The organism is Marinobacter sp. OP 3.4, assembly GCF_036224885.1.
GTDB lineage: Bacteria > Pseudomonadota > Gammaproteobacteria > Pseudomonadales > Oleiphilaceae > Marinobacter.
The window spans coordinates 1-26,585 of sequence record NZ_JAVVLT010000101.1; the positions used below are offsets into that span (position 1 = coordinate 1).

At 62.4% G+C, this 26,585-nt stretch carries 24 protein-coding genes; 6 read left to right on the top strand and 18 right to left on the bottom strand.

The window, feature by feature from the left end; translation table 11 throughout:
• Window positions 1-80: 80 nt before the first annotated feature.
• The 12 genes from putP to RO069_RS16640 all read right to left on the bottom strand — a co-directional run bounded on the left by putP (window position 81) and on the right by RO069_RS16640 (window position 12,586).
• Entirely contained in the window at window positions 81-1,571 is a 1,491-nt protein-coding gene (gene putP / locus RO069_RS16585; RefSeq protein WP_328189077.1) for a sodium/proline symporter PutP, read from the bottom strand.
• A gap of 229 nt (window positions 1,572-1,800) precedes the next feature.
• On the bottom strand, window positions 1,801-4,989 hold the full coding sequence (gene putA, locus RO069_RS16590) for a bifunctional proline dehydrogenase/L-glutamate gamma-semialdehyde dehydrogenase PutA (protein WP_328189079.1): 3,189 nt from the start codon (window positions 4,987-4,989) through the stop codon (window positions 1,801-1,803).
• Between the two features lie 126 nt (window positions 4,990-5,115).
• Window positions 5,116-5,889, bottom strand: a complete 774-nt coding sequence (locus tag RO069_RS16595) for a helix-turn-helix transcriptional regulator (RefSeq protein WP_328189080.1) — start codon at window positions 5,887-5,889, stop codon at window positions 5,116-5,118.
• A 74-nt stretch (window positions 5,890-5,963) separates the two neighbouring features.
• Window positions 5,964-6,587, bottom strand: coding sequence for a dTMP kinase (gene tmk, locus RO069_RS16600; RefSeq protein ID WP_328189082.1), 624 nt, complete (start codon window positions 6,585-6,587; stop codon window positions 5,964-5,966).
• Complete coding sequence (gene mltG, locus RO069_RS16605) at window positions 6,584-7,642, bottom strand: endolytic transglycosylase MltG (RefSeq protein WP_328189083.1); 1,059 nt, start codon at window positions 7,640-7,642, stop codon at window positions 6,584-6,586. Before mltG ends, tmk begins: the two co-directional genes overlap by 4 nt.
• The gene (locus tag RO069_RS16610) at window positions 7,639-8,481 is read right to left on the bottom strand and encodes an aminotransferase class IV (protein WP_328189085.1); all 843 of its coding nucleotides are present in this window, start codon (window positions 8,479-8,481) and stop codon (window positions 7,639-7,641) included. Before RO069_RS16610 ends, mltG begins: the two co-directional genes overlap by 4 nt.
• A 73-nt stretch (window positions 8,482-8,554) precedes the next feature.
• Window positions 8,555-8,788 carry an acyl carrier protein gene (gene acpP, locus RO069_RS16615; RefSeq protein WP_091848505.1) on the bottom strand — a complete coding sequence of 78 codons (234 nt, stop codon included), beginning with the start codon at window positions 8,786-8,788 and terminating at the stop codon, window positions 8,555-8,557.
• 118 nt (window positions 8,789-8,906) lie between these two features.
• Complete coding sequence (fabG, locus tag RO069_RS16620) at window positions 8,907-9,650, bottom strand: 3-oxoacyl-ACP reductase FabG (RefSeq protein ID WP_328189087.1); 744 nt, start codon at window positions 9,648-9,650, stop codon at window positions 8,907-8,909.
• Between the two features lie 62 nt (window positions 9,651-9,712).
• Window positions 9,713-10,651 (bottom strand): ACP S-malonyltransferase, encoded by a 939-nt coding sequence (fabD, locus tag RO069_RS16625; protein ID WP_328189089.1) that lies wholly within the window; start codon window positions 10,649-10,651, stop codon window positions 9,713-9,715.
• A gap of 122 nt (window positions 10,652-10,773) precedes the next feature.
• Window positions 10,774-11,775 carry a phosphate acyltransferase PlsX gene (gene plsX / locus RO069_RS16630; protein ID WP_328189091.1) on the bottom strand — a complete coding sequence of 334 codons (1,002 nt, stop codon included), beginning with the start codon at window positions 11,773-11,775 and terminating at the stop codon, window positions 10,774-10,776.
• Window positions 11,776-11,843: 68 nt separating this feature from the next.
• Complete coding sequence (rpmF, locus tag RO069_RS16635) at window positions 11,844-12,023, bottom strand: 50S ribosomal protein L32 (protein ID WP_328189092.1); 180 nt, start codon at window positions 12,021-12,023, stop codon at window positions 11,844-11,846.
• 50 nt (window positions 12,024-12,073) lie between these two features.
• The gene (locus RO069_RS16640) at window positions 12,074-12,586 is read right to left on the bottom strand and encodes a YceD family protein (protein WP_328189094.1); all 513 of its coding nucleotides are present in this window, start codon (window positions 12,584-12,586) and stop codon (window positions 12,074-12,076) included.
• Between the two features lie 212 nt (window positions 12,587-12,798).
• On the opposite strand from RO069_RS16640, the gene RO069_RS16645 reads away from it, so the two are divergent.
• Complete coding sequence (locus RO069_RS16645) at window positions 12,799-13,404, top strand: Maf family protein (protein WP_328189096.1); 606 nt, start codon at window positions 12,799-12,801, stop codon at window positions 13,402-13,404.
• Between the two features lie 25 nt (window positions 13,405-13,429).
• Here RO069_RS16645 and RO069_RS16650 read toward each other — a convergent pair whose 3' ends face one another.
• From RO069_RS16650 to rluC, 3 genes are read right to left on the bottom strand one after another with little or no spacing between them, the layout of a single operon-like run.
• Window positions 13,430-14,431: a S49 family peptidase gene (locus tag RO069_RS16650; RefSeq protein ID WP_328189097.1), complete on the bottom strand. Its 1,002-nt coding sequence runs from the start codon at window positions 14,429-14,431 to the stop codon at window positions 13,430-13,432.
• 54 nt (window positions 14,432-14,485) lie between these two features.
• Window positions 14,486-15,136, bottom strand: a complete 651-nt coding sequence (locus RO069_RS16655; RefSeq protein ID WP_328189098.1) for an HAD family hydrolase — start codon at window positions 15,134-15,136, stop codon at window positions 14,486-14,488.
• Between the two features lie 15 nt (window positions 15,137-15,151).
• Window positions 15,152-16,048: a 23S rRNA pseudouridine(955/2504/2580) synthase RluC gene (rluC, locus tag RO069_RS16660; protein WP_442915385.1), complete on the bottom strand. Its 897-nt coding sequence runs from the start codon at window positions 16,046-16,048 to the stop codon at window positions 15,152-15,154.
• An 844-nt stretch (window positions 16,049-16,892) separates the two neighbouring features.
• Here rluC and rne point away from each other — a divergent pair.
• Both rne and RO069_RS16670 read left to right on the top strand, forming a co-directional pair.
• Entirely contained in the window at window positions 16,893-20,141 is a 3,249-nt protein-coding gene (gene rne, locus RO069_RS16665; protein ID WP_328189101.1) for a ribonuclease E, read from the top strand.
• Between the two features lie 75 nt (window positions 20,142-20,216).
• Window positions 20,217-20,756 (top strand): YecA/YgfB family protein, encoded by a 540-nt coding sequence (locus tag RO069_RS16670; protein WP_328189102.1) that lies wholly within the window; start codon window positions 20,217-20,219, stop codon window positions 20,754-20,756.
• 10 nt (window positions 20,757-20,766) lie between these two features.
• On the opposite strand, the gene RO069_RS16675 is transcribed toward RO069_RS16670, so the two are convergent.
• Window positions 20,767-21,642 carry a PHP domain-containing protein gene (locus tag RO069_RS16675; RefSeq protein WP_328189104.1) on the bottom strand — a complete coding sequence of 292 codons (876 nt, stop codon included), beginning with the start codon at window positions 21,640-21,642 and terminating at the stop codon, window positions 20,767-20,769.
• 80 nt (window positions 21,643-21,722) lie between these two features.
• Between RO069_RS16675 and RO069_RS16680 the strand changes: the two genes are divergently transcribed.
• The 3 genes from RO069_RS16680 (at window position 21,723) to RO069_RS16690 (ending at window position 23,451) form a co-directional block, all read left to right on the top strand.
• Window positions 21,723-22,022, top strand: coding sequence for a YciI family protein (locus tag RO069_RS16680; protein ID WP_328189106.1), 300 nt, complete (start codon window positions 21,723-21,725; stop codon window positions 22,020-22,022).
• A gap of 183 nt (window positions 22,023-22,205) precedes the next feature.
• Window positions 22,206-22,913, top strand: a complete 708-nt coding sequence (locus tag RO069_RS16685) for a TIGR04211 family SH3 domain-containing protein (protein WP_328189107.1) — start codon at window positions 22,206-22,208, stop codon at window positions 22,911-22,913.
• A 235-nt stretch (window positions 22,914-23,148) separates the two neighbouring features.
• Window positions 23,149-23,451: a PilZ domain-containing protein gene (locus tag RO069_RS16690; protein ID WP_328189110.1), complete on the top strand. Its 303-nt coding sequence runs from the start codon at window positions 23,149-23,151 to the stop codon at window positions 23,449-23,451.
• 58 nt (window positions 23,452-23,509) lie between these two features.
• On the opposite strand, the gene rraA is transcribed toward RO069_RS16690, so the two are convergent.
• Together rraA and ppsA are read right to left on the bottom strand one after the other, a co-directional pair.
• A complete protein-coding gene (rraA, locus tag RO069_RS16695; protein WP_328189111.1) occupies window positions 23,510-23,986 on the bottom strand; it encodes a ribonuclease E activity regulator RraA in 477 nt (158 codons plus the stop codon).
• Between the two features lie 40 nt (window positions 23,987-24,026).
• Complete coding sequence (gene ppsA, locus RO069_RS16700) at window positions 24,027-26,399, bottom strand: phosphoenolpyruvate synthase (protein ID WP_328189113.1); 2,373 nt, start codon at window positions 26,397-26,399, stop codon at window positions 24,027-24,029.
• Between the last annotated feature and the right edge of the window lie 186 nt (window positions 26,400-26,585).

Below are 26,585 nucleotides of genomic sequence, written 5' to 3' on the forward strand. Positions count from 1 at the left end.
TCACCTCCAGGAGTGCGCCCGTGCCGGGCGCACCAAAAAAGGGGCCCCGCAGGGCCCCAAAGACTGACGTGACTCGATTGTTACCGGTTGATGGCCTGGTATTCGCCCCGGTCTCCCGTCGCCAGGCTGACCACCACAATGGCGATCCAGGAGGCGATGAAGCCGGGGATGATCTCGTAGACGCCCGGACCACCCATGAAGCTGGCGTTCCAGCCCAGGGAGATCCAGATAATCACCGTGGCCGCACCAACCACCAGACCAGCGACCGCGCCGGCACCGTTCATCCGGTTCCACATCAGCGACAGGATGATCAGCGGACCGAAGGCGGAACCGAAGCCTGCCCAGGCGTTACTGACCAGCCCCAGCACCTGCGAGTCCGGGTCGGAAGCGATGAAGGCCGCCACGATACCCACCAGTACCACACAGACCCGGCCAACATTGACGCATTCACGGTCGGTGGCGTCCTTGCGCAGGAACAGGCGGTAGAAGTCCTCAGTCAGGGAGGACGAAGACACCAGCAGCTGACTGGAAATGGTACTCATCACCGCCGCCAGCAGCGCGGCGTAGAGGAAGCCGGTGATCAGCGGATGGAACAGCAGTTCGGACAGGATGATGAAGATCGTCTCCGGATCCGCCACATCCAGGCCATTACGGACGGCATAGGCGCGACCGAAGATGCCCAGTGAAATGGCGCCGATCAGGGAAATGCCCATCCAGGTCATGCCGATGTTCCGGGCGACCGGGACCTCCTCGACACTGCGTACCGCCATGAAGCGGACAATGATGTGTGGCTGGCCGAAATAGCCCAGCCCCCAGGTAACCGCCGACAGGAAGCCGATGATCGTCAGCCCCTCGGTCCACGACAACAGGGAGGGGTCCACCTCATTCAGGGTCTGGGAGGCCTGGGCGAAACCACCGCCCCCTTCGCCAAAGAGCACCACCGCCGGCATGATGATCAACGCCAGCATCATGATGCAGCCCTGGACAAAGTCCGTCATGCTCACGGCCAGGAAGCCGCCCACCACGGTGTAGACCAGGACCACACCCAGGGTGATCAGGATACCCACCGCATAGTCGCTCATCCCGGGCACGTTCAGGATCTCGGCGAATGCACTTTCAAACAGCTTGCCACCGGCAACCAGGCCGGAGGCGGTATACACCGCGAAGAAGAGCACGATGACGATCGCCGATATGGTCCGCAGTGGCAGCGCCATGGTCGGAAAACGGTTGGAAAGGAAGGCGGGAATGGTCAGGCTGTTGCCATAGTGAACAGTCTGCTCACGCAGCCTGGGAGCAACCACAACCCAGTTGATGAACGCCCCAACGAAGAGGCCGATACCGATCCACGCGCTGGCCAGACCGGACACATACAGCGCCCCCGGCAGCCCCAGCAGCAACCAGCCACTCATATCGGAAGCACCTGCGGACAGCGCAGCGACCTTGGGACTGAGGGCCCGCCCGCCCAGCATGTAGTCTTCCGAGGAAGACGTGGACGTGCGCATCGCATACAAGCCGATGGCAATCATCAGCCCGAAATAGAGAAATAGACTTATCCAAACGCCAATGGCCATGAAAATCCTCCAGTTTATTGGGCCGGAACCGTGTCCGACCGTTTGGCGCCCCACCTGTCCGTCCTGCAGACCGGCAGCAACACCCTTTATTTTTTTATCTCGTCGGGTATCCCCGTTGCGGTTTTATTGCTTTCCCGTATACCAATGATAGCGTGCTATTTTTATCCCGCCTGCTATCGCATTGTTTTTCCCTCCCTGTTAATCCGTTGATGGGCCAACCGGGGCCCTTTCAGTGTTCAACCTTCTCCACCCCCAGGGACAACAACGATGCGTTGCCGCCCACGGCCGTGGTGTTGATGGTCCTGACCCGTTCGGCGGCAAAGCGCAGGACGTAGTGCGGTCCGCCGGCCTTGGGTCCGGTGCCGGACAGCCCATGTCCGCCGAACGGCTGCACACCCACCACCGCACCAATCTGGTTGCGGTTGATGTAGGTATTGCCCACCTTCACCCTTCGCTCGATATGGGCGGCGGTGGCCTCGCTGCGGCTGTGGATACCGAGTGTGAGGCCGTAACCGGAAGCATTGATGTGATCGATCACCTCATCAAGCTGTTCGGCCTCATAGCGCACCACGTGAAGGATCGGTCCAAAATGCTCCCGGTCCAGATCCTGGATGCCCCGGATCCCGACCACAGTGGGGGCGACAAAACTGCCGTCGGTGCCATGATCCGGCAGGGGCGTCTGCGCAATAAAGCGTGCGCCGGACGCCCGTAGCGCCTCCAGGTGCGACTCTAGAGCGGAGCGGGCCTCTCCGTCGATCACCGGGCCGATATCGGTGCGATACAACGCCGGATCCCCCACTGACAGTTCCTGCATGGCCCCCGCCAGCAGTTCTTCCATCCGGTCCGCCACATCCTCCTGCAGGTATAGCACCCGCAATGCAGAACAGCGCTGGCCGGCACTGGCGAAGGCCGACTGGATCACATCCGCCACCACCTGCTCCGGCAGGGCGCTGGAATCCACGATCATGGCGTTCTGGCCGCCGGTTTCGGCAATCAGCGGCACAATCGCCCCCGGGCGTTCTGCCAGTTGCCGGTTCAGGAGATGGGCGACATCCGTGGAACCGGTGAAGGCCACGCCGGCAATGCGTCCGTCGGGCACCAGTACCCGCCCCAGTCCGGCACCGTCACCGGGGAGGAACTGCACCACGTCGTCCGGGAAACCGGCCTCCAGCATCAGTTCGAACGCCCTGGCGGCCAGCAGGCTGGTCTGTTCCGCCGGTTTGGCGATCACCGCATTCCCGGCCACCAGGGCGGCCATCATCTGTCCTGTGTAGATGGCCAGGGGGAAATTCCAGGGACTGATACACAGGAAAACGCCCCGCCCTTCCAGGTAAAGCTCGTTGCTTTCGCCGGTGGGCCCCGGCAGTGCAATCGGTCGCTCGAAACGGTAACGGCCCTGGGCCGCGTAGTAACGGCAGAAATCCACGGCTTCCCGCACTTCGTCAATGCCATCCTGCAGGGTCTTGCCGGCCTCCCGGCAGCACAGCGCAATCAGTTCTTCCATGTGCCTTTCCAGCAGGCCGGCATAGCGCTCCAGGCACGTGGCCCGCTCCCCCACCGGGCGCTCGTTCCAGGCTGGGAAACCACCCGAGGCAGCCTCGAGTGCCTCGCGGGCATGGGTATCGCTGGCCCAGACCACCTCACCCACCATATCGGCGTGGTTGTGGGGGGCATGGACCGGTTTTTTCCCGCCGTCGTCCCGACGGTGACCATTAATCACGGGGCCGGCCTGCCATTGATGGCCCGACCAGCCCGCCAGGGTGGCCAGCAGGGGCTCACGGTCCGTTGCCACATGAATATTCAGGCCACGGGAGTTGCGGCGTTCCGTCCCATAGAGCGCTTCAGGCAGGTCAATACGATCATTGGGCAGGCTCTGGTATCGCTCCAGCTCATCCACCGGATTGGTCACCAGGTCTTCGATGGGGGTACGGGCGTCCACCAGGCGATGGACAAAGGAGGAATTGGCCCCGTTCTCCAGCAGCCGCCGCACCAGGTAAGGGAGCAGGTCCTTGTGGGGCCCCACCGGCGCGTAGATCCTTACCGGGATTTTCTCCTTCGCCAGGAGGGTATTGTAGAGTGCGTCGCCCATACCGTGGAGGCGCTGGAACTCGAAACGCCGGCCCTTTCGCCGGGCCATGGCAAGTGCCGAGGCCACGGTATGGGCATTGTGGGAGGCCAGTTGCGGATACAGGCTGCCGTTCGTGTAGTCACTGAGCAGGAACCTCAGGCAGGCCAGGTAGGAGGTATCCGTGGCCTCCTTGCGGGTAAACACCGGATAGCCCGCGGTGCCCGTCTGCTGGCTGAGCTTGATCTCAGTGTCCCAATAGGCCCCCTTCACCAGGCGGATGGGAATCTCATCCCCCAGGTCCCTGGCCAGCCGGTTGAGCCAGCACAGTACCGGCAGGGCCCGCTTGGAATAGGCCTGAACCACCATACCGAACCCGCCCCAGCCCCGCACAACCGGATCGCTGAACACCTTTCCGAAGAGCTTGAGGGACAGTTCCAGCCGATCCATTTCCTCCGCGTCGATGGTAATGGCGACATCCCGCTCCCTGGCCAGCGACAGCAGGTCCACCAGCGTGTCATGGAGTTCCGTCATGACCCGCCCTTCCTGGGATGCCTCATACCGGGGATGGAGGGCGGACAGCTTGATGGAAATGGATGGGCGGGGGACCCCATCGGCGGTATAGCTGTCGCTGCCGACGCTTTCGATGGCATTCCGGTAGGACGCCAGGTAGCCGGCCGCGTCCTCCCGGGTCATGGCCGCCTCGCCCAACATGTCGAAGGAATAGGTGTAGCCTTTGTCCCGGTACTCCCGGGCGTTCTTCAGGGCCTCGTGGATATCACGTCCCAGGACAAACTGCCTGCCCATGATGGCCATGGCCCGGACCATGGCATTGCGGATAACCGGCTCGCCGCTGCGCTTGACCAGCCGCTTCCAGATACTCGAGGGCGAGCCGTCAATGCGCCTGTCCATCTTCACCACACGGCCGGTGAGCAACAGCCCCCAGGTGGAGGCGTTGACCAGGGTGGATTCACTGCGACCCACATGCTTCTGCCAGTCGGCGGTGGAGATCTTGTCATGGATCAGGGCGTCGGCGGTGTGCCTGTCCGGGATACGCATGAGGGCCTCGGCCAGGCACATGAGCAGTATGCCTTCCTCGGTATCCAGGCTGTACTCCTGCAGCAGGGCATCCACCATATGGACCGTATCGTCCTGCTCCCGCACATCCCGGATCAGGTCCGTCGCCAGGTGAGTGACCGCCTTTTTCTCCGCGGCGTCACTGCGGGCCAGCTTCATCAGCTCGCGCAGGTAACCGGCCTCATCCACCGCGTAGTTATCCACGATGGACTGCCAGAACCAGCCACGGGACTGTTCCTGGAAAGCGGGACCCAGAACGTTGGAAGCAGGGAACATATCAGCCCATTCCGAATACAGGTGAAATTAACACGCCTGTAATCTAGCTCGTGTAAGGATCGACCACTTTCAAACTCCTGCGGACTGTTTATAAATACTTACGATCTTTGGAAATCTGGGCGGATGTCAGAGCCGTTCACGGAACTGTGTCGGGGTAAGCCCCCGGTGTTTTCGCAAGGCGGTGGTAAAGGCCGACTGGCTGGAAAAACCGGTGCGGGCACTGATGTCCGCCACCGACAGCGAGGTGGTCCTCAGCATCTGGCAGGCCTGGTCCAGGCGGGTATTGAGCAGGAAGCGGTAGGGGCTGGTAGCCATGGCCTCGCGGAACAGTTCGTGGAACCGGCTGGGACTGAGGCAGGCCTGTGCCGCCAGGTCCTCAACGGTAATGCGCTGCCCCAGGTTTTCCAGGACATAGCGGCGCAGGGTTTCCGGGTCGAGACCGGCGCGCCGCAGCGGTACCCGGTTGCGCTCCTCGCCCAGCCGGTCCGACAGTGCGAGCAGGATCGCCGTTGCCAGGTGGTCACGGATACCATGATCAACGGCGGAGCGGCGGATCTCCCCCGCCGAGAGTTGCACCAGTTGCTGCAGGTGGGCATCCAGCCCCACCACTACCGGCCTCTGGAACAGCCGGCTGATCACCAGGAAATCCTGGTAGTGGGGTTCCTCGGGCTGAGGGTGCCAGGCATCCACATTGATCACCAGCACCTGGTTTTCACGTCCGCCGGAAAACTCGTGGCGCACCCCCGCCGGCACCAGGCAGGCCCGCCAGGTATCCAACCGCCCTTCGCGGCCGTCCACACTCACTTCAGCCCCACCATACACGCCGATCACGGCCTGGTGGTGGTCATGGCGGTGCTGGTGGGTGAATTCGGGCAGGGTCTGGAGTCGGGCCGACAGCATGATCACTCCCTGGTGTCACGTCTGGGTAATTCGTCAACCTGTTGAGCCACTGAGGGTCTTGAGAGCCGGGCGGATCAGGCAACCAGGCGGGATATCAGCGTCGCTACCTGTCGACTGACTTCCTCCAGGGGTTGCGCGGCATTCAGCACATGATACCGCAGGGGCTGCTGTTCCGCCCGCTCCAGGTAGCAATCCCGGATCCGCTGGAAAAAGGCGGCTTTCTCCCGTTCAAAACGATCGGGCGCACTCCGGCTGCGGGCACGGGCCATCCCCACCTCCACCGGTGCGTCCAGCAACACGATATGATCAGGTCTCAGGTCTCCCTGGACCAGTTGCTCAAGGGTGGCAATCTGTTCACGGGGCACACCCCGACCACCGCCCTGGTAGGCGTAGGTGGCATCGGTAAACCGGTCACACAGCACCCAGGTTCCCTCCTCAAGGGCCGGCAGGATCAGGCTGTGGAGGTGCTGGGCCCGGGCGGCAAACATCAGCAGCAGCTCGGTCAGATCGTTGACCGCTTCGTCCCGGGGCGTCAGCAGCAGTTCCCGGATGGCCTCGGCCATGGGTGTACCGCCGGGCTCCCGGGTGACCAGTACCGGCTTGCCGGCGGCTTCCAGGGCCTCCCTGGCCGTGGCGAGCTGGGTGGACTTGCCGACACCCTCGGTGCCCTCAAACGTGATGAACTGCCCGCGACTCATTCGGTGCCCTCGCCCCCATCGTCCGGGGCTGGCCAGGAACGGTAGTCATCGCGACGGTTGAGCTGGTATTCCCGGACCGCCCGGCGGTGATCCTCCAGGGTACGGGAGAACTTGTGACTGCCATCCCCCCGGGCCACGAAATAATAGGTATCACCCTCGGCGGGGTGCACCGCGGCATGGATCGCCGCCCGGCCCGGCAAGGCAATGGGGGTCGGTGGCAGGCCAGAGATACGGTAGGTGTTATAGGGAGTGTGGGTACGCAGGTCCCGACGGGTGATGCGCCCTTCGTAGGCGTCGCCCATACCGTAGATAACGGTGGGATCGGTCTGCAGGCGCATGCCCCTCTGCAGGCGCCGGACAAAGACACCGGCAATATCCTGGCGCTCCCCGGGCACTCCGGTCTCCCGCTCGATAATGGACGCCATGATCAGCGCCTCATAGGGGGTTTCGTAGGGCAGGTCATCCGCCCGACCGGCCCACTCCTCGGCCAGTACGTTGTTCATTTTTTCATAGGCACGGCGGAGAATGTCCAGGTCACTGTCGCCTCGGCTGTAGGCATAGGTATCGGGGAACAGCCGGCCTTCCGGGTGCGCGCCCTCATCCCCCAGTTCCGCCATGATCCTGTCCGCCGGCCAGTCGGCGGTGAGCTGCTCCAGGTGCGCCGCCCTGGCCAGGGCCGCCCTCGCGTCCCGGAAGCGCTTGCCCTCGATAAACTGGACCGTGCGCACCTTGGTGTCTCCGCGCACCATCAGGGCGATCATGTCCCTGGGGGTCATACCGGGGTGGAACTCATACTCACCGGCCCGGATGGCGGTCATTTCCGGCTCGACCCTTGCCAGCAGCTTCAGCCAGATGGCCTTGTCCACCAGCCCCTTCTGCTCCAGGTCGTGAGCCACCGCATTATAGGATGTGCCCCGGGGCACCAGGTACAGCATGGGCTCCTGCAGGTCGGCTGCCACCTCAAGGGTCTTGAGACCCTGCCAGCTCCACAGGGCAGCACCGGCCACGGTCACCAGTACCGACGCAACAACCGCAATAACGAACGACTTGATCAACGGAACTCCTCAACGTTTCTGGCAAGGCTGACGATTGTCGCAAGCTGGTCAGGGAGAGGCAACTGCCGGCCCGCCAGAGTGTGGACCGGCACCACACCAATCACGCTGTTCAGCAGCAACAGGCCGCCGAAACCATCCTGGTGACACTGCTCCGGCTGCAGGAACCCTTCCTGTACGCCCTGCCCGCTTTCCGCCAGCCCCTGCGCGACATGCGCCAGCATGACGCTGTTGACCGCCACCTGGTCACGGGGTGGTGTGCGCCACTCGCCCTGCCAGCGGTAGAGTAGCGCCGTCCGCGTGCCTTCCCGCAGATCACCGCGGTCACCGGTCATCAGCGCCTCGTAACAGCCTTCCGGCATGGTGCGGCTGGCCAGCACCTGCTCCAGGCGGTTGAGGGTCTTGAGTCCGGCCAGCAGTGGGTTGACGGTCAGTGGCACATCGGAGATGGATACCGCCACACCCTCGCTGTCAGGTTCCGGCGGTGCGGCATGGAGGGAAACCAGAAGGCGGGGCCCGGCGGTATTCGGCGGGCGATAACCACGACCACCGCTCCCCCGGGTCAGCAGTAACTTGAGAACCTGCCGATCCGCTTCACCGGCCCGTTCAATCAATGTCTGACCCCGTTGCAGTGCCAGATCCAGGTCCGCCCGGACCAGGGGAATGCCCAGGCGGCGGGCACCGTCCAGCAGTCGCCGGCAGTGTGCCTGAACCAGTTCCGGACGGCCGTGACGGACCAGGATGGTTTCAAACAGGCCATCCCCGTAGGCCAGCCCCCGGTCATCGCCGGGCACCTCGACCGGTCCGTGTTCGCCGCCCCCGGAAACGAGAATATTGACCATAGGTGACCCCGGAGACACAAAAAAGCCGCCCTGTCTGCAACGACAGGACGGCTTTTGCCTGGCTTACAGACGATCAGCTGTGTGCGTTGATGTAGTCAATCGCATCCTGAACGCTGGTCAGCTTTTCAGCTTCCTCATCGGGAATCTCGGTCTCGAATTCCTCTTCGAGAGCCATGACCAGCTCAACAGTGTCCAGTGAGTCAGCGCCCAGGTCCTCTACAAAAGAAGAACTGTTCTGAACTTCGGACTCCTTGACGCCCAGCTGTTCACAAACAATCTTCTTAACGCGCTCTTCAACTGTACTCATAATTTCCTCACTTTTTGTCAACCAGGCAATGAAAGATTGCCAGTTTATGGTAAACCCCACCTGCAGACAAGCAGGGACGAAGATAAAACCCATTCAGATAAAGGGCTTGGCCAGAGCCTTACCCCATATACATGCCACCGTTGACATTAATGGTGTCACCGGTGACGTAGCCGGCCGCATCCGACGCCAGGAACGCCACCACGGCGGCCACTTCCTCCGGCTGCCCCAGGCGACCGGCCGGAATATTCTCCAGCATGGCACTGCGCTGCCCCTCGTCCAGGGCCTTGGTCATATCGGTATCGATAAACCCGGGTGCCACACAATTGGCGGTAATGCCACGGTTGGACATTTCCTTGGCCAGGCTGCGGGTGAAACCTTCCACACCGGCCTTGGCAGCGCAGTAGTTACCCTGGCCGGGGTTACCCATGCCAGCGACCACCGAACTGATATTGATAATTCGCCCCCAGCGAGCTTTCGCCATTCCCCGTAGCACTGCCTTGCTAAGGCGGTAAACGCTGGACAGGTTGGTTTCGATCACCGCCGACCAGTCGTCATCCTTCAGGCGCAGCAAAAGATTATCACGGGTGATGCCGGCGTTATTGACCAGTATCACAGGGGCACCAACCTCTGCCGCCATCTTCTTCAGGCCGGCGTCGATGCTTTCGGGATCGGACACATCCATCACCATGCCGAAACCTTCAATACCGGCTTCCTTCAGGTTGGCGGAAATGGTGTCCGCCCCGCCCTGGGAGGTTGCGGTGCCCACCACCGTGGCACCCTGTTTACCGAGGCTGTCGGCAATGGCCCGACCGATGCCCCGCGTGGCACCGGTAACCAGTGCGATCTTGCCATCAAGAGACATGTGGAATGCTCCCTTCCATCAATGTAGGAAACGCCGCCAGGGAGACGGCGTCTGTGTATGGGTTAATCGTTGCGGAATGCCTCAAGGGCACCGTCCATACCTTCCGGCGTTTCAATACTGAACACCTTCAGGCTGCGGTCAATGCGCTTGCCCAGGCCTGCCAGGACCTTGCCGGCGCCGCATTCGGCCATCACACCGACACCGTCTTCCACCAGCAGCGTCATGGAATCGGTCCACCGCACCGGTGAATAGAGCTGCTGGACCAGGTTGGCCTTGAGCTGATCGGCATCCTGAACCTGTTCGGCGGAGACATTCTGTATCACCGGGGTCAACGCATTACCGAAACTGACATTGTTCAGGGCCTTGGCCAGTTCGTCAGCGGCCCCCTTCATCAGGGCGCAGTGGGACGGCACACTGACCGGCAACGGCATGGCCTTGCGGGCCCCCTTGTCCTTGCAGATCGCGATGGCCCGTTCAACCGCCGCGCTGTTGCCGGCGATGACCACCTGCCCCGGCGCGTTGAAATTGACGGCCGAAACCACCTCTTTGCCGGCGGCTTCCTCACAGGCGGAGATGACCTGGTCATCCTCCAGGCCCAGGATGGCGGCCATGCTGCCTTCGCCCGCCGGCACCGCACTCTGCATGAGTTCACCCCGCAGCTGCACCAGACGGACGGCATCCGCGAAGTCCAGGCTTTCGGCCGCGACCAGGGCGCTGTACTCACCAAGACTGTGCCCGGCCAGGTACTGCGGCTCGGTGCCCCCGGCGATAAACCACTGCCGCCAGAGGGCAATACTGGCGGTCAGCAGCGCCGGCTGTGTCACCATGGTCTGATTGAGTTCCTCGGCCGGTCCGTTCTGGCAAAGTTCCCACAGATCATAGCCCAGTACATTGGACGCTTCGGAGAATGTCTGCTCGACCACAGGCCAGGCTTCGGAGGCGGCCTTGAGCATACCAACTGACTGAGACCCTTGTCCCGGAAATATAAAGGCTGTTTTCATGACGAAAATTTTACCGTGGTTGGTGGTTCAACAGGATTAGCCAATAGTACAAGCAAACCGCTTTGAGGACCACGAAGGGCTACCCGAGCGGGACAGTCTGCCCTGTTTCGGTGACCGCCGGATCACAGGACAAGATCGTCCAGACGTTCGTTGATGCGCCGGGGCACTTCCAGCTCCACCTCCCTGACGGCCTGACGGATAGCCGCCTTCATCGCCCGCTCGTTGGCGTTGCCGTGGCTCTTGATCACCACCCCCTGCAAACCGAGCATGCTGGCACCATTATGCCGCGTCGGGTCCATATCGCGAAGCAGGCGCCCTATGATTGGCCGCGCCAGGAACCCCACGACCCGGCCATAGAGATTGCGGGTGAACGCCTGCTCAAGCAACTCGATGAGCAGGCCGGCAACCCCCTCCCCGGTCTTCAGGGCGACATTGCCGACAAAGCCGTCACAGACAACCACATCCGCGACATCCCGAAACAGGTCGCTACCTTCAACGTAGCCGATATAGTTCAGGGTTTCACACTGCGCCAGCATATGGGACGCCAGCCGGACCTGCTCGTTGCCCTTGATCTCCTCCTCGCCCACGTTCAGCAGGGCAACCCGGGGCTCGGGAATGGCACTGACGGCCGACGCCATCAGCGATCCCATCAGGGCGAACTGGTAGAGGTTCTCCGCCGAGACGTCGACGTTAGCCCCCAGGTCCAGCACCTGGCACTGCCCCCGCAGGGAGGGAATCAGCTTGGTGATGGCGGGTCTTTCGATACCGGGGTACATCTTGAGGATGGAACGGCCAAAGGCCATCAGCGCACCGGTGTTGCCGGCGCTGACACAACCTTCCGCCTCACCGTCACGGACCAGCCTGAGGGCAACCGCCATGGAGGCGTTCTGCTTGTGTCGCAGGGCATGGGACGGGCGTTCGTTCATGCGCACCACGTCCGTGGCGGGCTCGATCCGGATTCTTGGATGCCCTGGATGCAACAAGGCCTTGAGCTGCACCTGGTTACCCACCAGGATCAGCGTCAAGGCCTCATTGTCGTCGACCGCTTCCAGGGCTGCCGCCACGGCGACTTCCGGACCACGATCACCGCTCATGGCATCGATGGCAAGGGTTACCGAAGTCACCGTGCTATCTCACCTGTGCCTGCGTATGGGTCCGGCCCCAAAAGCATGACGGGGTCGGCGCGACGGAATTACTCGTCGTACGCTTCCACGACCTGCTTGCCGCGGTAGAAGCCGTCCGGAGACACGTGGTGACGACGATGAACCTCACCGGTGGTGGCGTCGGTCGACAGGGTCGGTTTGCTCAGGGCATCGTGGGAACGACGCATGCCGCGCTTGGAGCGGGTTTTACGATTTTGCTGGACAGCCATGACTGTACTCCTGACCTGTTTACTGTGTGCCCGCAGGCACGTGAATATTGCTAATGCTTGGTTGTCTTCAACCCTTTCAGCACACTGAAAGGGTTGTCACGCTGTTCACCGGAGTCCGAGCTGGCCTCGTCACCATCGGAACCGGGCTCCAGGGCCTCCAGTTCCGAGGTTGCCGGGCAATCTCCCCGTTCGTGCAGGGGAAAGGCCGGCAGCGCCAGCAACAGCTCGTCCTCCACCATTGTCCAGAGATCGGCCGCATCACCATCGGTGACAAAGGGCTCCAGCTCCGTCGGCAACTGCCGGGCCTGCTCGTCGCTGGCCACCAGGCCCAGCTCGAAGGATGAGCGCAATGGGGCGCTTATCCCCGTCATGCAACGCTGGCACTCCAGCTCCACATCCGCTTCCAGCTCGCCCCGGACAACCCGCCGGCGCTCACTGTCAGCACTGAAGACCAGCCGAACCCGGCAATGGCCGCCCTCGGGAATGGCCATAACCGCATCCCGGAAACGGGTCAGCTCCACCAGGGGGATGGTTCCCTCCAGTTCAGCACCGGTTTCCGCCATGCGGTGTGGGTCAACAGACCTGGGCAATTCGGCGTTTGACATAGGCGCGCAATTTTAGGGGCGAGATGCCGCCCTGTCAAAGACTTCCTCCCCTGACAGCGGCAACTTCGTATATATGGACGACGTCGGTCACAACCCGCTATGGTTGCCTGCCCCGACTAACTGGCTCCCACTGACTATTCTGTCTTCACTGACCATAGAGGAACCCGACCATGACGACCAAGCCGCCACTGGTGCTGGCCTCATCCTCACCCTGGCGCCGGGACCTGCTGGCACGACTGGGGCTGCCGTTTGAGTGCGCCTCCCCAGATATCGACGAGACCCCCACGCCAGGAGAATCCGCCCCGGCCCTGGTTGAACGCCTGGCCCGCGGCAAGGCGGAAGCCCTCCGTGACCGGTACCCGGATCACCTGATCATCGGCTCCGACCAGGTGGCCACCCTCGACGGCGCCATCCTCGGCAAACCCGGCAGCCATGAAAAGGCCTGCCAGCAACTGGCCCTGTGCAGCGGCCGGACCGTCACCTTCCATACCGGCCTGGCGCTTCACGATTCAGCCACCGGCACCACCGATGCCATGAAGGAAAGCCTCCGTGTTCACTTCCGGTCGCTGTCCGGGGACACCATCGAACGTTACCTGCGGATCGAACAGCCCTACCAGTGTGCCGGCAGCTTCCGCATGGAGGGCCTGGGCATCGTCCTGTTCAGCCACCTGGAGGGCCGGGACCCCAACACCCTGATCGGGTTGCCGCTGATTGCCCTGGTGGACATGCTGCAACGACGGGGCGTGGATATCCTCGGGAGTGCGGGGGCGACCTGATGAAGCCTGCCGCCCCGCCAGCACCTTATCGAAGATCGAAGCGGGAACCTGCCAGTTCAGTGCGCAGGGCGCTGACGATGGACACGCCCAGGGCATCGGTAAACTGCTTGAACGGCGACGGCTGGACGGTGTAATCCACCAGCTCTTCCTCACCCACCAGCTCACGGGCCACCCAGGAGGTACTGCCGAGCCCGTCCACCAGACCCAAATCCAGGGCCTGCTCCCCGGTCCAGACCAGGCCACTGAACAACCGCTCATCATCCGTCAGGCGCTCACCACGCCCCTTGCGGACATACTCGATGAACTGCTCGTGGGTATTCTTCAGCACATCCTGCCAGAAGGCCACTTCACCGGGTTCCTCCGGTGAGAACGGATCCAGGAATGCCTTGTTCTCCCCGGCAGTATAGAGCCGCCGCTCAACCCCGGCCTTGTCCATCAGGCCGGTAAAACCAAAGCCACCGGACACCACGCCGATGGACCCCACCAGGCTGGCCCGGTTGGCGTAGATCTCGTCCGCGGCCGCCGCAATGTAATAGGCACCGGAGGCGCCCATGTCGCTGATAACCGCGTACACCTTCTTGTCCGGGTGCTCTTCCCGCAGACGAACGATCTCGTCATAGACATAGCCCGCCTGAACCGGGCTGCCCCCGGGGCTGTTGATACGCATCACCACGGCTTTCGAATTCTCCGCTTCAAACGCCCGACGCAACGCGCCAACGAGATTGTCGGCACTGGCATGGGTATCCGAGGCGATGGTGCCATTCACCTCCACAACGGCGGTGTGGGCCTCCACACCTGCGGTATCCAGCCCCCCCGTCAGCGGCGCCCGGAACATGAAGAGCAATGCAAAGAGGTAAAGGAACGTCAGGATCTTGAAGAAGATGCCCCAGCGACGACTCTTGCGCTGCTCCGCCGTCAGCGCCCCCACCAGCTTTTCCAGGGCCTGGGAATCCGTCACCCCGGAGGACCGTGGCGCTTTACGGGCCGGCTCATCATTCCAGCCATCGGATGAATTCCATTCTGACATGCACTACCTCTCCGTTTTTTGATCAGGAACCGGGCAAACCGGCGCCATCCAGGTTCAGACCAGCTTCAGCGCCTCGCGCAGCTCTCGCACGCTACCCGCCACGAACACCGGATCATACCGGCCCAGTTCGTCGCGCTTGTGAACACCCCACTCCACACCAATCGATGGCATGTTGATACGGCGGGCCATGTCCAGATCATATCGGGTATCACCGATCATCACTGCGTCAGCGGGCTCAATATCGAAATACTCCAGGATCTCCACCAGCATTCTCGGATCCGGCTTGGAGCGGGTCTCATCGGCACAGCGGGTGATATCGAAATGCGGCCCCAGGCCACTGGATACCAGTGCCGGGTCCAGCCCCCGCCGGCTCTTGCCCGTGGCCACCGCCACCTGGCGACCGTCCAGCTTCAGGTCCGCGACCACATCGGCCATGCCCTCGAAGACGTTCTGTGGCAGGGTCTTGCGGGCGAAGAAATACCGGGCATAGCCTTCCCGGATGGACATCATCTCCTCCCGGGAAATGCCGGGGTACAGCGCTTCCAGGGCCTCCACCATGCCAAGACCGATGATATCCCGGTAGGCCTCCCGCTCCCGTGCCGGAAAGCCCAGCTCAACGGCGGCCTGGTGGAGACTGCCCGCAATATGCTCCACGGAATCCACCAGGGTGCCGTCCCAGTCAAAAATCACTACTTTATACGTCATACCTGTTCCACTGCGTTATCGATCCAGCTCACCGAGGACCGTGGCGAATGACTCGTCGTAGGGCGCCTCCAGGCGATGCCACTGCTCGCTGCCCGGCAGTCGGAATTCCAGCGCGCGGGCATGGAGCATCAACCGGTTCCCGCCGACGCGCCGGAAGGCTCGCTGGCTGGCGGCATCCATATACTTGTCGTCACCGGCAATCGGATGACCGGCGCTGGCGCAATGGACCCGTATCTGGTGAGTCCGCCCGGTCACCGGGGACGCCTCCACCAGGCTATACCCCTGCCATACCTCCAGCGTCCGGTAGCGGGTAAGGGAGGGCTTACCCTCCACATCCACACGCACGCGCCGCTCCCCGTTGGGCATCTCATAGCGCAGCAGGGGCTCGGACACCTCCGTAACGCCCTCCGGCCAGTGCCCGCTGACCAGGGCATGGTAATGCTTGCGCACTTCACGGCGACGGAGTTCGTCCTGGAGGAATTTCAGGGATGACCGCTTCTTGGCCACCATCACCAAACCGGACGTATCCCGGTCAAGCCGGTGCACCAGTTCCAGGAAGTGCGCTTCGGGCCGTGCCGCTCGCAGCACTTCGATCAGACCGAAGCTGAGGCCGCTGCCACCATGGACCGCGATGCCGGATGGCTTGTTCACCACCAGCAACTCATCGTTCTCGAAAATCACCGCGTTTTCCATGACCGCCTGCACCCGATCCCCGGGAATGGAACTGGTTGGCCGCTGCGGCTTCACCACCGGCGGGATCCGAACCTGGTCCCCCGCCTGCAGGCGGGTATCCGGCTTCACCCGCCCCTTGTTGACCCGGACCTCGCCCTTGCGAACGATCCGGTAGATCTTGCTCCTGGGAATACCCCGTAGCCGCGCCATCAGGAAGTTGTCCAGTCGCTGGCCGGCCATGTCCGGCTCCACGGTGATCCACTGGACGCCGGTGGGCTGCTGGCCGGTGTCGTTACGGGGGTCGCTGGCAGACCCGGTGCGCCGCCGGGGCCTCGCGGATTGACTGCGCTGGGGAGATGCCATGTCGGGAATGGATTCCTGAAGGGTGCGGGATTGATGAGTCGGGGCTTTACTGCTATATTCCGGCATGCTTTTCCGTTTGTCTACGGCCCGGCCAACATGCCGACCGCCGGAGCGGTTGAAGTATACAGAGACTGACCGGGAGTTTGAATGCCCGATACCCTGACAACCGGGTACTCGCCAGGGCAACCAACACGGCAGAAGCAGACAGAGAAATCCGGGTGCCGGCAGGCCCGCTGACCAGGCGATCTGCCATGAACACCCGCAACCCGACCGGCCCTGTATGATCAGCCGGGCGGGCAACTTGGTAATACCAGGCCCGGGAGCGTCAGCCGGACATCGGCGGACCACCCGTTCCAGCACCATAAGCGACGGTGCCAATGGAAGACCGGGCATGACAGTAACCACGCAGGAAACCCTGCGGGAAACGCGAAGATTTACATCAGCACGCCGGGCCGGGCCGTCCAGATGACGAATATGACATGAGACCCAGGCACCAGCGTGAACCGAAAGATACGTAGCATGCGTCAACAGAAACTGACTCCATACACCCCTTCCCTGCCAGCAGGCACGGGCGGCGTATGGTTCGGACCGGGACAGGGCGAACGGATCACTGTTTCCGCCTGACCACTCTGATGGCCGGGGCTTGCCCGTCCATAAGCGGCTGCGCTTCGTGAATACCCGCGGTTTCCTGTCTAACTAATTGACAGGAATCATCTTTTCCATGAAAAGAATGCTCATTAATGCAACTCATCCCGAAGAGTTGCGCGTAGCACTGGTCGATGGCCAGAAGCTGTTTGACCTGGACATTGAATCCTCCACCCGCGAGCAGAAAAAAGCCAACATCTACAAGGGTCGCATCACCCGAGTCGAACCCAGCCTTGAAGCCGCCTTCGTGGACTTCGGCGCCGAACGCCACGGCTTCCTCCCCCTCAAGGAAATCTCCCGGGATTACTTCCGCAAGCCCCCCGGCCAGATCGAAGGCAAGATCAACATCAAGGATGTGGTCTCCGAGGGACAGGAAATCATCGTCCAGGTGGACAAGGAAGAGCGTGGCAACAAGGGCGCGGCCCTCACCACCTTTATCTCCCTGGCTGGCCGCTACCTGGTGCTCATGCCCAACAACCCCCGCGCCGGCGGCATCTCCCGCCGTATCGAAGGGGAAGAGCGCGCCCAGCTCAAGGACGCCCTGAACGAAGTGGAAGTACCCAAGTCCATGGGCATCATCGTGCGTACCGCCGGCATCGGCCGTAGCGCCGAGGAACTGCAGTGGGACCTGAACTACCTGATTGCCACCTGGGACGCCATTACCGGCGCCGCCAAGGAGCAGAAGGCCCCGCGCCTGCTCCACCAGGAAAGCAACGTTATCATTCGCGCCGTGCGCGACTACCTCCGCCAGGACATCGGCGAGGTACTGATTGACGCCCCGGGTGTCTACGAGAACGTGCTCGGCTTCGTGCGCCAGGTGATGCCAAGCTTCGAGAACAAGATCAAGCTGTACGAAGACGAGATCCCGCTGTTCAGCCGCTACCAGATCGAGGCCCAGATCGAGACTGCCTTCCAGCGGGAAGTGAAGCTGCCCTCCGGTGGCTCCATCGTGATCGACCCCACCGAGGCCCTGGTCTCCATCGACATCAACTCCTCCCGGGCCACCAAGGGCCAGGACATTGAGGAAACCGCCCTGCAGACCAACCTGGAAGCAGCGGACGAAATCGCCCGTCAGCTCCGGCTGCGGGACATGGGCGGGCTGATCGTCATCGATTTCATCGACATGACCCCGGCCCGCAACCAGCGGGAAGTGGAACAGCGCGTACGCCAGGCCCTCGAGCTGGATCGCGCCCGGGTCCAGGTGGGCAAGATTTCCCGCTTCGGCCTGCTGGAAATGTCACGCCAGCGGCTGCGCCCCTCCCTGGGCGAGACCCGCAGCGAAGTCTGCCCCCGCTGTAGCGGCCAGGGCACCATCCGGGGCATCGAATCCCTGGCCCTGAGCATCATGCGCCTGATCTTCGAGGAAGCCTCCAAGGACAAGACCGGCGAGGTTCGTGCCGTGGTTCCGGTGTCCGTGGCCACCTTCCTGCTCAACGAGAAGCGCAAGCAGCTGGCGGACATCGAAGCCAGGCAGAAAGTGGAAATCCTGGTGGTGCCCACCCCCCACATGGAAACACCTCACTTCGAAATTATACGGTTGCGCGACGATGAAACCGGGGAAAAGGTGTCCAGCTATCATGTGGCCGATGAATACAGTGCCCGCGAGGAAGACCAGGTGGACGCCCAGGTTGCCCGCGAGGCCCCTCCCCGCGAGGAAGCCGCGGTGAAATCCATCCGCCCGGCGGCACCGGCGCCCAAGCCTGCCGCAACCCGGGAAATCCAGGCCGAAGACGCCAGTGACGAGGGCATGTTCCGCAAGCTCTCCCGCAAGATCGCCAACTTCTTTGGCGGTGAAAGCGCTGAACAGGATCAGCAGCGGCCCCAGGGCACGGGCGGGAACCGCAATCAGCAGGGTCGACAGGACCGTCGCAAGTCCCGCGTGGCCCGGGATGACCGTAGCGAAGGTGACAAGCGCCAGGGCGACGATCGTCGCGGTCAGGGCCCCCAGAGCCGGGATGACGATAACCGGGGCGGACGCAACCGCAATCGTAACCGAAACCGCAACCGTCGCTCCGGTGACAACCGCCAGGACCAGCAGGGCAGCCGCGATACCCAATCCCGGGACAGCAGCCGGAAAGGTGCCCCCCAGAAGGACGGCGGCAAGCCGGATGACCGTCGCGGTGGACAAGGCCCTAAAGGCGGTAAGGGCAAGGACGACAGCCAGGGCAGGAAACCCCAGGGGCGCCAGGAACAGCCCAAGTCCGACAAGGACAAAGGACCGGATAAGGGACCGGACAAGGCCCAGGGCAAGCCCGAGAAGAGCGATAAACCCAAACGCAATCGCCGTAGTCGCAACCGCGACGGCTCACCGGCAGAGGCTCCGGCCACCACGCCAGCCAGCCGTAAGGCGGAGCGTACTGAAAAACACCAGGGCGAGCCGGCGGACCGGGAAACCGGCCAGGCTTCCGCAGCAGCGATGAAGTCCGGGGACAAAGCTGATAGCGGGGATAGCCGCAGCCAGAAAACCCCGGAACAGAAGCAGCCGGCGGCGGAGCCCCGGACTCCGGACAGCAAGGACACTTCCGACCGGAAGGCCGAAGCCGGCAAGACTGAACGACCCGACCGGGGCGACAGCGGGAAATCGGCGGATGCCGAAGCAGAAGCCAAGGCACCTCGGACAGAAAACGACAAGTCCGGCCCGGGCACCGAAGCGAAGGCAGAAAGCACGGCAGAGACCGCCTCAAGCGACGACGGCAAGAAGGCTGATGCCGCAAAACCGACGACTGCCCCCGCTGGCAAGACATCGGAAAGCGAGGCCCGGGACAAGGCCGCTGCACCGGATGACAAGCCAGCCACACCGGTCACCGAGGAACCGTCCAGAAAGGCGGACACGACGCCTGTTGAGGCAGAACGCAAACAGCCGGATGCACAGCCTGAAGCCAGCAAAGAGGCGCCGGCGGAGCCCGGCAAGGAGTCGGACAAGCCGGCGCGCAAGCCCAGGTCCGAGAACAAGCGGGCGCCCCGGGCAAAGGATGGCGGGGACCAGCCGGCGGCTGAACCGAAGGCATCCGAAACCGCTGCTCCGGCAAGGAAAGACAGGGACACCACCCCGTCGACCGACTCGGGCGTCAGCCAGGAAGAGAAACCGGCCAGCAAGCCGGAGCCGGCACCGAGCGCTGAACAGGGCGACAACAAGCCTGCGGAAGAGGCAGCGAAGTCGGAGCCCAAGGCTTCGGAACCCCCTGTCACTCCCGGCCGCGCCTACAACGATCCGCGCGAAGTGCGCAAGCGCCAGCGTGCTGCTGAAGCCGCCCGCAAGGCACAGGCGACGGAGAGCGCGGATTCGGCCAAAGACAGTGACGGGTCCGGCAGCTCTGGCCAATAAGCGTTGAAAAATTCACGGATACCCATCTAAGGTATCCGTGAGATCCCACCATGGCCGTGCGCCAGGAGCAGTTGCATGCTGAATAACGACGAAATCGAAGCGCTGGAAGACATTCTCTTCGCAGACCCCTGGGGAGAGGAATCACTGGATTTCTTTGGCCTTCATGGTGTCGTATGCGCCAGCGTGGTGGGGCCCCAGACCCTGGACGCCGCTGAAATCTTCCGGCTGGCAACCGGCCAGGAGTCGGTGGCACCGGACGATGTACCGGAGGTGTTCGCCCGCCTGACCGACCAGCTGGCCCAGGGGCTGGCCCACTCCCTGGACATGGGGCAATCGCTGGAGCTGCCGGAGCCGGAGGACGGCGACCCCATGAACGCCCTGGAAAACTGGTGCGCGGGGTTTGTCGATACCTTCCTGGAACATGAGGAAGCGTGGCTGGAGGCAGACGAGGCGGAAACTGCCGAGCTGATGGTGCCCATGCTGACCCTGTCGGGCCTGTTCGACGACGAGGACTTCCGCAAGGCCCGGGAGGATGACAAGGTTGCCCAGCAGATGGCGGATGCCATTCCCGACACCCTCACCGATCTGTATCTGCAGTTTCACGCCCCGGACTGAACCGGGGTCTTCACTGGACTGGGGCGTTCCGGAACCGGTCCCACACCGGCGTCAGCCCCTCCGGCAACCCCGGAATCCGTCCCAACTCACACCAGCTCGCGCCCGGAAAGTGAAAGTCGCTGCCACGGGACGCCAGCAGTGACTCACGTCGGCACAATTCCGTCAGGAAACCCAGATCCCCACTGGACTGACCGGAGGTAATCACTTCAATGCCCTCCCCGCCCGCAGCCATGAAGTCAGCAACCAGCTCCCTGAGTCGGGTGGCAGTCAGTTTGTATTTTCGGGGGTGGGCCACGACGGCAATGCCACCGGCGTCGGTGATCCAACGGACTACCTCGGACAGCTCCGGCCAGAAGGCCTTAACATCCCCCGGCTTGCCGCTGCCGAGGTACTTCCTGAAGGCCTGTGCGGAGTCCCTCACCAGGCCGGCTTCCACCAACGCCCGGGCAAAATGGGGGCGACCGGGCACATCCCCCTGGGCCAGCCCGGTGGCGCTGCCCAGGATGCCCTCATCACAACCATTGACGTGCCTGGCCAGCTTTTCCGCGATTCGCCGGGCCCGTTTCCAGCGGTTGGCCTGCTGGCCCGTAACCCGCTCCAGGAACTCCGCATTGTCCAGATCCATGTCCAGACCCACGATATGAATCGTATGCTTGCGCCACACACAGGACAGTTCGATACCATTGATCAGCTGAATATTGGCTTCGCGGGCCGCGCCACGGGCCTCGGCGATACCGTCGACGGTATCGTGGTCCGTCAACGCCAGATGGGTCACCCCCTTCTCCGCCGCACGGGCCACCAGTGCCGACGGGCTCAGGGCGCCGTCCGATGCGGTACTGTGGCAATGGAGGTCAATGCAATGGCTGGCGTGCTGGGTTATAGTCACTGGCTTTCCTGAACATCGGGAGTAAACCGACAGTCTACCATGTTCACCATTTACCATGTTCACCACCAGGGAGACCTGCCATGTACTACGCCATCATCAGCGAAGATGTCGAAAACAGCCTGCCCCTGCGGAAGCCGGCGCGACCAGCCCACATCGGTCGCCTGGAGGCCCTGCGGGACCAGGGCCGGCTACTGGTCGCCGGCCCCCATCCGGCCCTGGACACCACGGAACCCGGCGACGCCGGCTTTACCGGTAGTCTGGTGATCGCCGAGTTCGAATCACTGGACGAGGCCCGCAACTGGGCGGACGCCGATCCCTACGTGGAGGCCGGTGTTTACCGGCGGGTGACTGTCAAGCCCTTCAAGGCCGTGCTGCCGTGATCTGAGACCCCATTCCGGTCCCCCGGAGAATGAGCGTTTTGTAATAGCCGGCTACTTGATCAGGGGGACGTATGTGCCAAAATTGCCGGCTTGGGAAGCCCGGAATCATTGTGCCCCGTGCGTCAGGATGACGGGCTCCCCGATATTCCAATAACCCGGATTCCAACTGCCAGGATTCATGCTGTGATAGCCCGAGCTGTAACCACCCGTGCCCTTTCCCGTATTCGCTACCTGATCCTGCCCCTGGCCCTGCTGATGGCGGTCGCCGGCGTTGCCCAGGCACGAACCGTCTATATCGACGACACCCTGTATGCCCCCGTAAGGAGTGGCCAGGGCACCCAGTTTCGCGTGCTCCACAGTGGCCTGCGCAGTGGTACCGCTGTCACCCTGCTGGAACAGAACGAGGAATCCGGCTACAGCCGGGTACGCACCAGCCAGGGCCTGGAAGGCTGGCTTCCAACCCGCTACCTGACCAACCAGCCCATCGCCGAGGATCGACTGGAAGCGGCTAACCGGGAACTGGAACAGACCCGTGCCCGGCTCGAGGAACTGCAGTCGCAGATGAGCGAGGTATCCGGAGAACGGGACCAGCTCTCCTCCCGGGAACAGGCACTGGAACAGCGGGTGGAGGAACTGACGGCGGAACTGGAGGAAATCCGCTCGGTCTCCGCCAATGCCTTGAACCTGAATCGCCGCAACCAGGAACTACAGGAAAGCAATCAGAAGCTCAAGAACGAGGTGGAAGTACTCACCGCCGAGGTGGAACGCCTTGAGGCCAAGAGGGAATCCGACTTCATGCTGCTGGGCGCCGGCCTGCTGATCCTGGGCATGTTCATTGCGGTTGTCCTGCCCTGGCTCAAACCCACCAAGAAACATGACACCTGGGCCTGATACCTGTCAGGTCTTTTGTCGTGACTGGCATCAAGTCATGTCACCGGCCACCCCTTTGAAGGGAGGCCAGACACCAGATATGGGCACTGGATCACTCCCCTAACACCAAATCTATGGTCATATACCGTTGTTATGACGTCAGGTTCTTTGACCAATCGGCACATAACCGCTAAAAGGACTTATAGGGGCTTTCGGGAAACCGGAGCCTCCCAAACCAGATCAGGAAGGGGTAGTCATGTCGATGACCATGAGGGATTACTCGGAAAAGCGCGACTTTCATCGCATGCAGGTTAACTCGGCGATCGAGATAACCGACGGCGAAGGCCGCTCATTCAGTGGCATCTGCCGCGACCTCAGCGGTACCGGAATGCAGCTTTACGTGGAAGGTTATATTCCGGAGGGGGCGACGCTACACACCCTGCTCCCCTCAACCAGTGATCAGTTCCCGCCATTCGAGACCGAGGTACGGGTACTGCGCACCGAACCTGAGGGCGATGGCCACCTGCTGGGGGTGACCATCGAAAAGGTCAGACATTAACGACGAAGGCCCCGACAGCATCTGCCGGGGCCTTTTTCGTTAAGCCGGGCAACTGCTTTCAGCCCAGCTTCTTCTCCGAGACAACGATACCATTGTTGTCCGCATAGACGTACTGTCCCGGCCTGAAGGTGACGCCACCAAAGGTGACCGGCACATTCAGGTCGCCGATGCCCTTCTTGTCGGTCTTGCGGGGGTGGGTTGCCAGGGCCTGCACACCCAGTTCAGTCTTGCGGATCACGTCCACGTCACGGATGCAGCCATAGATGATCAGGCCGGCCCAGCCGTTGGCCGCCGCCTTTTCCGCCAGCATATCCCCCAGCAGCGCGGCCCGCTTTGAGCCGCCGCCATCAACGACCATCACACAGCCGTTACCGGGCTTACCCACCTGCTCCTTGACCACGGAGTTGTCTTCGAAGCACTTCACGGTGACCACTTCGCCACCAAAAGCGTCGATGCCACCGAAGTTCTGGAAGCCAGGCTCCACCACCTGGACCTCGGGATAATCGTCACAGATATCCGGGGTTACGATGTCCACGTTGTCAGTCTCCTTCTATCCAGTAATGTGAAAATCGGGATCAATCGAGCTTTTCGTCCGCCAGGAAGAACCAGGTGTCCAGCACCGAATCCGGATTCAGGGACACGGTATCGATGCCCTCGTCCATCAGCCACTTCGCCAGGTCCGGATGATCCGACGGCCCCTGGCCACAGATACCGATGTACTTGTCGGCGCGCTTGCAGGCCTGGATCGCGTTGGACAGCAACGCCTTGACCGCATCGTTCCGCTCGTCGAACAGGTGCGCGATGATGCCGGAATCCCGGTCCAGCCCCAGGGTGAGCTGGGTCAGGTCGTTGGAGCCGATGGAGAAACCATCGAAGTGCTCCAGGAACTGGTCCGCCAGCAGCGCGTTGGCCGGCAGTTCACACATCATGATCACCCGAAGCCCGTTCTCGCCCCGCTTGAGACCGTTCTCCGCCAGCAGGTCAACCACCTGGCTGGCCTCGCCAACGGTACGGACGAAGGGCACCATGATTTCCACGTTGGTGAAGCCCATCTCGTCACGAACCTTGCGCAGGGCCCGGCATTCCAGCTCAAAGCAGTCGCGGAAGGTGTCGGAGATGTAGCGGGACGCGCCGCGGAAGCCCAGCATGGGGTTTTCCTCGTCCGGCTCGTACAGGGTGCCGCCGATCAGGTTGGCGTACTCGTTGGACTTGAAGTCCGACAGCCGCACGATCACTTTCTTGGGATGGAAGGCCGCCGCCAGGGTGGAAATCCCCTCAACCAGCTTGTCCACGTAGAAATCCACCGGTGACGGGTAACCGGAGAAGCGTTTCTCAACGGTCTGGCGGATGTCCCGGGGCAGGCTGTCGTAGTTCAGCAGGGCCTTGGGATGGACACCGATCATCCGGTTGATAATGAACTCCAGGCGGGCCAGACCAACGCCCTCGTTGGGCAGCGCCTGGAAGTCGAAGGCCCGGTCCGGGTTACCCACGTTCATCATGATCTTGAAGGGGATGGCGGGCATGGATTCCACGGTGTTCTCCCGCAGCTCGAAGTCCAGGCTGCCCTCATAGATCAGGCCGGTATCCCCTTCCGCACAGGAAACCGTCACTTCCTGCCCGTCCTTCAATACTTCGGTGGCATCACCGCAGCCGACGACGGCGGGAATACCCAGCTCCCGGGCGATAATGGCGGCGTGACAGGTACGACCACCACGGTCGGTAACGATGGCGGAGGCGCGCTTCATCACCGGCTCCCAGTCCGGGTCGGTCATGTCGGTGACCAGCACGTCGCCGGCCTGCACCTTGTCCATATCCTTGATGCTGTCCACCACGCGAACGGCACCACTACCGATCTTGTGGCCGATACTGCGGCCCTCGACAATCACCTTGCCCTGCTCATTCAGCAGGTAACGCTCCATGACGTTGGCGGCGGCCCGGCTCTTCACGGTTTCCGGGCGGGCCTGAACGATGTAGATGCGACCGTCGTCGCCGTCCTTGGCCCACTCGATGTCCATGGGCCGGTCATAGTGCTTCTCGATGATCATGGCCTGCTTGGCCAGCTCGGTGACTTCGGCATCGTCAATGCAGAAGCGATTCCGATCGTCCTGCTCCACTTTCACGGTATCCACGAAGTGCTCGGCGTCCTTGTCTTTCGAGTAGACCATCTTGATGGCCTTGCTGCCCAGGTTGCGCCGCAGCACCGCCGGACGACCGGCCTCCACCGTGGGCTTGTGGACATAGAACTCGTCCGGGTTGACGGCGCCCTGCACCACGGTCTCGCCCAGGCCATACGACGCCGTGACGAAGACCACATCCCGGAAGCCGGATTCAGTGTCCAGGGTGAACATCACGCCACTGGCAGCGGTCTCGCTGCGCACCATCTTCTGGATACCCGCCGACAGGGCTACCAGTTTGTGATCAAACCCGTGGTGGACCCGATAGGAGATGGCGCGGTCATTAAAGAGGGAGGCGAAGACTTCCTTGACGGATTTCTTGACCTGCTCGAAACCCACCACGTTCAGGAAGGTTTCCTGCTGGCCGGCAAAGGAGGCATCCGGCAGGTCTTCCGCGGTTGCCGAGGAGCGCACCGCCACGGCCAGGTTACGGTTGCCGTCCTGGAGCTTGATGAAAGCCTGCTCCAGGTGCTTTTCGAGATCCGCGGGGAACGGCTGCTCCAGCACCCACTGGCGGATGTCCGCGCCCACCCGGGCCAGTTCGTTGACGTCATTGATATCAAGGGCATCCAGCGCTTCGTCAATGCGATCACGCAACCCGTCCTTGGCCAGGAACTCCCGGTAGGCGTGAGCCGTGGTTGCGAATCCACCTGGTACGGATACCCCGGCGTTGGCCAGATTGCTGATCATTTCGCCGAGTGAGGCGTTCTTGCCCCCTACCCGCTCAACATCTGACATCCCCAGGTTCTCAAACCAGATAATGTAATCTTCCAAAGCGCGTCTCCCTTGGTTCAGTCGAGCAAACAGCAAAGAATAGAGGAGCGCTCATCCCCTGTAAATCCATGCGCGTACTGTCTGAAAAGGCTGCACGGCAAGGCCCCGGGAATGATAAGGTTGCTCCTGACTTTCGAATTTGGCGTGTATCATACTGTAACCTGCGACGATTACCTAGGGAACCTC